Source organism: Litchfieldia stipae, assembly GCF_014837155.1.
Taxonomy (GTDB): domain Bacteria; phylum Bacillota; class Bacilli; order Bacillales; family Bacillaceae_L; genus Litchfieldia.
Window position 1 is genome coordinate 1 of record NZ_JACYHA010000045.1, and the last position, 5,608, is coordinate 5,608.

General features: G+C 39.8%; 5 protein-coding genes. All 5 read left to right on the forward strand.

The features are described from left to right. The first annotated feature begins 311 nt into the window (after nt 1-311). Entirely contained in the window at nt 312-1,499 is a 1,188-nt protein-coding gene (locus tag F7888_RS22130; RefSeq protein WP_225228965.1) for a pyridoxal phosphate-dependent aminotransferase, read from the forward strand. Nucleotides 1,500-1,556: 57 nt separating this feature from the next. Further along, nucleotides 1,557-2,525: a bile acid:sodium symporter family protein gene (locus tag F7888_RS22135; protein ID WP_191783545.1), complete on the forward strand. Its 969-nt coding sequence runs from the start codon at nt 1,557-1,559 to the stop codon at nt 2,523-2,525. 60 nt (nt 2,526-2,585) lie between these two features. Further along, nucleotides 2,586-3,557 carry a phosphoglycerate dehydrogenase gene (locus F7888_RS22140; protein ID WP_191783547.1) on the forward strand — a complete coding sequence of 324 codons (972 nt, stop codon included), beginning with the start codon at nt 2,586-2,588 and terminating at the stop codon, nt 3,555-3,557. Between the two features lie 207 nt (nt 3,558-3,764). Beyond that, nucleotides 3,765-4,202, forward strand: coding sequence for a helix-turn-helix transcriptional regulator (locus F7888_RS22145; RefSeq protein ID WP_191783549.1), 438 nt, complete (start codon nt 3,765-3,767; stop codon nt 4,200-4,202). Continuing rightward, nucleotides 4,199-5,374 carry a macrolide family glycosyltransferase gene (locus F7888_RS22150; RefSeq protein WP_191783551.1) on the forward strand — a complete coding sequence of 392 codons (1,176 nt, stop codon included), beginning with the start codon at nt 4,199-4,201 and terminating at the stop codon, nt 5,372-5,374. Before F7888_RS22145 ends, F7888_RS22150 begins: the two co-directional genes overlap by 4 nt. Nucleotides 5,375-5,608: the final 234 nt, after the last annotated feature.

Below are 5,608 nucleotides of genomic sequence, written 5' to 3' on the forward strand. Positions count from 1 at the left end.
ATCGCAACCTTTTTCGACTGTTTGTCAAGAGCGATTGCGGGGCCTCACGTCCCCCCAAAATGGAAATGAACTTATACTTTACATAGTTTTCATAGAACTTTTGACACTACCTCTTGTTTTATATTTAATTCTCGTACTGTGATAACTGCCACTAAGGTTCCTTAACTCCAACACCCTAATATTTCACAAAAAATTAAATATTCTGTATTTACAAATTATAACTATTATTATATAGTTTAACACGTTAAGTTATAAAAGGTGACATGAATTAGTGATCGTACAATTAAATATATTTATTGGGGGAGAGTACATTGTCAATTGAAATTTCGAATCGTTTAGCGAGTATTCCTTTTTCTAGTATAAGGGAGATCTTTGAAGAAGCAAATGCAATGGAAAAACGGGGAATGAAAATCACTCATATGGAGATTGGAAGACCTGATTTCGATACCCCAATACATATTAAAGAAGCGGCAAATGAGGCATTACAAAAGGGGCATGTTCATTATACGTCTAATAATGGAATCCAAGAATTACGTGAGGCGATTGCAGATAAGTTGAAAAGGGATAACAACATCATGGTTGATCCTAATAAGGAAATTGTTGTCTCTGTTGGCTGTAAGGAAGCGATTGTGAATACAATTCTTGCTTATATTAATCCTGGTGATGAGGTGCTGATTCCTGATCCTGCTTGGCTTGAGTATCAATATATTGTTGAACTTGCTGGGGGTGTCGGGGTATCGATTCCACTGCGTGAGGAGGAAGGTTTCAACCTGAATCCTGAGGATGTTAGAATGAGAATAACAAGCCGTACGAAAATGCTGATCCTTAATTCTCCTCATAATCCGACCGGTGCGGTTTTACCAGAGGAGAATTTGAAAGAGTTAGCAGAGATTGCGATTCAGCACAATTTGCTTGTCTTGTCAGATGAAATCTATGAAAAATTGATTTATGGAGAAGCGAAGCATGTGAGCATTGCGACATTACCCGGGATGTTTGAGCGAACCGTGACAATTAACGGATTTTCAAAGGCATATGCGATGGATGGCTGGCGCTTAGGGTATGTAGCGGGGCCAACGGCGTTAATTCAGCCGATTATGAAGGTACATCAATATAATACGACAAGTGCGACATCGTTTGCGCAGTATGGTGCAGTGGCAGCCTATGCAGGGACGCAGGAGCCGGTGCGAGAGATGGTCAAGGAATTTGATCGACGACGTCAATTGTTAGTTAGTAGATTAAGTGAGTTAGAGAATGTGAGTTGTGTGGTTCCACAAGGGGCGTTTTATGTATTTCCTTCTTTTAAAGGTACAGGGATGACTTCAAAGGAATTAGCGACACTGCTGTTGAGAGAGGCTCAAATTGCCTGTGTACCAGGTTCTGCATTTGGTCAATGTGGAGAAGGGTATGTGCGAATGGCTTATTCGACGGAATATGAAGATATTAATGAAGCGATGGACCGTTTAGCGAATGTGTTGAAGAACTTGAAAGTTAAAGGATAATTTTTTACTGATAAAATGACCTTTGTTTGTGAAAATACAAAGAGATTGGATAGGAACATGTTAGAAAAATTTGATCAATATTTGAAACGGTTTTTGCCTTATTTTACAGTGATAAGTCTTGTGATTGGAATTTTGATAGGGAATGTCTTGGAAAATGTAACCTTTATCATCCCATGGTTATTTGCGCTCATGACGTTCTCTGGTAGCTTAGGGATGAGTGTGAAAAAGTTAGTTGAGGCATTGCAGCATCCCTTACCACTAGTGATTTCGTTGATTATTCTTCATGGTGTGATGCCGATTTGGGCGTGGAGCATTGGGAGTTTGTTTTTCGGAAGTGATTCTTTAACGATTACTGGGTTAGTGCTTGCAACGGTGATTCCAATTGGAGTGACTAGCTTCATTTGGATTGTGATTCATGGAGGGAACCTGACCTTAGGGTTAGCGATTATTTTGATTGATACGATGTTGGCTCCTTTTATCATTACAGGTAGTTTGAAGCTATTTATGGGAGAGGAACTGCAAATCAATACGTTTGATTTAATGGTGAATCTGGTACTGATGATTGTGCTGCCATGTATCCTTGCGATGTTTGTTAACTATTTGTCAAAAGGGAAGGTTAAGGAAAGATATAGTTCAAAGCTTGCACCGTTTTCGAAGGTGAGCATTTTTATCATTGTAATGATTAATGGTGGCGTAATTTCGACGTACATGAAGGATATTGGCTGGCAGGTGATTTCGATTATATTGGTCGTTTTCATTATTTCGGTATCTGGATTTGTTATCAGTTGGGTTGTTGCAAGGATTTTACATATGCCGATTGAATCGCAGTTAACGGTAATGTATTCGAGTGGAATGCGAAATATTTCGGCGGGCTCTGTTATTGCCGTCACGTATTTCCCAGCAGAGGTGGTTTTGCCGGTTGTGATGGGGATGTTGTTTCAACAGGTGTTAGCGGCGTTTTTCGGAAGTGCCTTTCAGTTTGTGAATCGGGAACGGAGAACGATGCCATATGTCAATGCAAATTAACAAATGACGAAATACAACAATATTCTAGGATGAATAGAATTGAGAGCTTGGAGGCTTCCTATGAAGATACTATTAATGTTAAGAGATGAGTTTTATCAGGCTAATCCAGGGTTGATTGAGGATGCTAAGAAACTTGGTGATGTCCGAATTCTCTATACGGATCAAGGGATTGCAAAGGATGAATTGATAAAAGAAGTGAAGGATGTTGATGTGATCCTCGTAGCCGTTGTGAAAATTGATCAGGAGGTCATTGATGCGGCTCCAAAGCTTAAGTATATTCTTAAGCATGGGGCAGGGTATGACAATATTGATGTGGAGTACGCGGCTTCAAAGGGAATTCCTGTCACAAACGCCCCAGGTGTTAATGCGCAATCTGCTGCTGATCATGCGTTCGGCTTGATGTTAGCTGCTGCTAGAAATATCCCTCAAAAAGATAAAGAAATCAAAAGTGGTCATTGGGAGTTGTCAATGGGAACGGAGGTCTATAAAAAGACTCTTGGGATAATTGGCTTTGGAGCGATTGCAAAGGCAGTGGCAAAGCGCGCCACAGGGTTTGATATGGAAACCTTGGTGTATACAAATCATCGTGATTTAGCTGAAGCAGAGAAGCTGAATGTTACATTTGTGGATAAAGAGGAAATATTTAAGTCGTCCGATTATCTTGTGATTGCCACGTCGTTAACGGCTGAGAATAGATATTTGGTGAATCAGGAGACGTTGAGCTTGATGAAACCTACGGCTTATATTGTTAATGTTTCGCGTGGTCAGTTGATTAATGAAATGGATTTAATGGGTGCCTTAGAGGAGAAATGGATTAAGGGGGCAGCTTTGGACGTATTTGAAGTCGAGCCACCGATTAATCATTTACCTGGGATGAGGGAAGTCGTTGCAACTCCGCATATTGGTGGAGCCACCTTCGAATCTATCAAGCGTATCGGTGATTTGTCGATTGCAAATATTGTTAAGTTGATGAATGGGGAAGAGTTGGAGCATGTAGTGAATGGGGTGCATTCTAGGGTGACTCAAAGGTAGTGGATAAATGGGGACGGTTCTTATACTGCCAAATGCAAAGAAGGCAGTATAAGAACCGTCCCAAGTTAGTTTTGGACAGCGCAAGAAGAACTTGCCCCAGTCGCCTTAGCTTACAATGCCACAATTTTTAACATGAATTGTTACGGTTTGTTGATAGATTTTCGCTTTAATCCTCGTTATTATTGAATGTATGAGGAGATGAAAAATATGATTGGTATGAATATTCGCGTTTTACGTAAGAAGCATAAGCTTAGTCAGGAACAATTGGCTGAAAGGGTTGAGGTATCTCGTCAGACTGTAGCCAAATGGGAAAATGAAGAGGCTCTACCAGATATTTATAAATGCCAAATCTTGGCTGATCTTTTTCAAATCACTGTGGATCAATTATCGAGAGATATGAATGAAGAACAGGTGCATGAGCTTGGTCCAAAAGGGAAACATTTCTTTGGGGTTGTGAAGGTAGGAGAACGTGGTCAGATTGTCATTCCGAAACAGGCGCGAGAAATGTATCAGATTCATGCAGGGGACAAGCTAGTTGTTTTAGGAGAAGACGCGACAAAGGGGATTGCAATCTTAAAAAGTGACGGATTCCTAGAATTTGCTGATATGATCCGAAATGCAGTACCAAAGGGTGATGATGAATGAGTAAAATTGTCTTTTTTTCACTACCAGCACATGGTCATACCAATCCTACTATTCCGGTAGTCGCTGAATTAATAAAGAGAGGGCATCAAGTTTGGTATTATTCCTTTTTGGAATTCAAAGACAAAATAGAAGGATCAGGTGCAACCTTCATTGCTTGTGATGAATTTCTACCGAAAGTTGCCCAAGATGAATTGGATCGGAAGGTTGGAAAAGACTTTGCAGCTTTGATTGAAATGCTAGCAGATACAACGATTTTATTAGATGAAAAGGTTTGTCGTGAATTAAGTGAACTTCAACCAGATGTAATTGTCTCTGATTCTTTAAGTGTCTGGGGAAAATTATTCGCTCAGAAAATGGAGATCCCCTATATTTGTTCTACGACATCGTTTGCTTTTAATCAACATACAGCAAAATTAATGAATCGGAGTTTCAAGGAAATCTGGAGATTGATTGTTGGGATGAAAAGAATCAATAAAAAAATAAAACTCTTAAATGATTATGGTTTTCGCGTTGAGAATTTTGTTTCTTTAATTCAAAATGACAATGATACAGATACCATCGTCTATACCTCGAAGGAATTCCAGCCGATGGCAGAAACTTTTTCTGAACGATATGCGTTTGTTGGTCCTTCAATAAGGCAGCATGAGCCAATCCAGAAAAATAATAATGATAGAAAAGTGATCTATATTTCTCTAGGAACTGTCCTGAATCAGAATAGGGATTTCTACCAAGCTTGTATCAATGCCTTTGCGGAGAGTAAATATGATGTAGTGATGTCTGTTGGGGAAAAAACGGACATCTCGTGTTTTGGGAAGATACCAGATCATATCACTGTGAAAAATGAAGTGAATCAGATTTCGGTATTACAAAAAGCAAATGTATTTATTACGCATTGTGGCATGAATAGTGCAAGTGAAAGCCTTTATTTTGGTGTTCCTATGGTCTTATTTCCGCAGCATAGTGAACAGGGACTCGTAGCAAAACGCGTTGCTGAGTTAGGTGCAGGAATAAAACTCAAAGGAAAGAATCCTAGTGATATAGCAACTGCAGTAGCTGAAGTACTTACGAATAATTCATATCAGACACATGCTCGGAGACTATCGGAAACCTTTATGAAAGCGGGTGGGGCAGAAGAAGCAGCCAATGTGATCCTGACAAAAGTGGGAGGTTAAATGGGGACGGTTCTAACACTTCCAGATGTTGCACGAATTGAATGGGTTCAAACCAAGTGATTATGAAGAACAAAACAAAGATAGATGTCAATGCGATAAAAAGGAGCATTCCTGTTAGAAGGATTTTCGGGGACTTGAACAAAAAGAGCCCTCTTGGTATGATGCGGGGTGTCAAATCGTCGACGAAATGACCCCTAATTTGTAACCAAGGAGGACTCCATAATGGATTTTAAA

Excerpts from the sequence above, each read along its gene's own strand:
- F7888_RS22135 (WP_191783545.1), top strand. The coding sequence starts at position 1,557 with ATGTTAGAAAAATTTGATCAATATTTGAAACGGTTTTTGCCTTATTTT.
- F7888_RS22140 (WP_191783547.1), top strand. The coding sequence starts at position 2,586 with ATGAAGATACTATTAATGTTAAGAGATGAGTTTTATCAGGCTAATCCA.
- F7888_RS22145 (WP_191783549.1), top strand. The coding sequence starts at position 3,765 with ATGATTGGTATGAATATTCGCGTTTTACGTAAGAAGCATAAGCTTAGT.
- F7888_RS22150 (WP_191783551.1), top strand. The coding sequence starts at position 4,199 with ATGAGTAAAATTGTCTTTTTTTCACTACCAGCACATGGTCATACCAAT.